Origin of the sequence: Streptomyces sp. NPDC059455 (genome assembly GCF_042750115.1) — a bacterium.
Lineage (GTDB): Bacteria > Actinomycetota > Actinomycetes > Streptomycetales > Streptomycetaceae > Streptomyces > Streptomyces endocoffeicus.
The window spans coordinates 1-1,216 of record NZ_JBHYVB010000492.1 but is presented as its reverse complement, the minus strand read 5'-3'; the positions used below and the strand labels follow the sequence as shown (position 1 = coordinate 1,216).

Genomic DNA, 1,216 nt, shown 5'->3' with positions numbered 1-1,216 from the left:
CCTTGACCTGGGCTGGGCTACGACCTACGTTATCGCTCACTAACATTCGTCGGAAGGGTCGGTATGGACTTCATCCTCATGTCTGAGGGGGACACCCCGGTCGGGCTTACGCATGAGCACCGCTACCGGGAGCTGGTGGAGGAGGTTCTGCTTGCGGAGCGGGTTGGCTTCGATGCCTTCGGCAGTTCCGAGCAGCATGTTGCTCTGGGTACGGCTTCGGTCTCCGCTCCGGAGGTGCTTTACCCGTACCTGATGGCTCTGACGAGCCGGATGCGGTTCATCCACCTGGTGACGCTGCTGCCGACGCGGATGAACCATGCGCTGCGCGTCGCGGAGCGTGTGGCGACCGAGGACATCCTGTCCAACGGCCGTGTCGAGCTTGGTACCGGGCGCGGCAACACCACACTCGCCCTGCGCGCGTTTGAGGTGGACCCTTCCGAGAACAAGGCTCAGTGGCGTGAGGGCATCGAGCTGATCCGGAGCGCGTTCCTCAACGACGTGTTCTCCTACGTGGGCGAGCACTACAAGGTTCCGCCGCGCAGCCTGGTCCCCAAGCCCCTGCAGGGTCCCTACCCGCCCATTTCGGCTGCCGCCGGCAGCCCGAGCTCGGTCGAGACGGCCGCCTCGATGGGTATCGGCGCCATCATGGGCGGCCTCTACCTCGGGTTCGACCTCGTCGAGAACATGGTCAAGCTCTACGACGACACTCTCGCCGCCACCAACCACCCCTACCCGATCACGCCGCGCAAGATGGTCGCGGTCGCCGGTGGTATGCACTGCGCCGAGACCACCGCCCAGGCCCGCCTCGAGGCGAAGCCCCTGTTCGAGATGGCCAAGCTGTCCACCGACGCATATGAGCGCCTGTCGAAGCTGTCGAAGGACTACGCCTACATGGGCGCTGTCAAGGACATCGACTTCAACGACGAAGAGTACATGTTCGAACGCTCCCAGGGCTTCATGGTCGGCGACCCCGAGCACTGCATCGAACACGTACAGCGATACGCCGACATGGGCGTCGAAGCACTCGTCCTACGTGTCGACAGCCTGCCCCACGACCAGCTGATGCGCTCGATCGAACTCTTCGGCAAGTACGTCATCCCCCGCTTCAAGCACCCCCGCAACGTCGTGCGCCCGGCCGACGACATCCTCGCCGAGATCCGAGCCGCCCGCCCCGCCCACGAAGAAGCACTCCGCCAGTTCAACGACACGCACAACC

General features: G+C 64.5%; 1 protein-coding gene. It reads left to right on the top strand.

The window, feature by feature from the left end; all coding sequences use genetic code 11:
• Nucleotides 1-63: 63 nt before the first annotated feature.
• On the top strand, nt 64-1,216 hold a 1,153-nt coding region (locus ACFXB5_RS53775; RefSeq protein WP_385223399.1), incomplete at its 3' end, for an LLM class flavin-dependent oxidoreductase.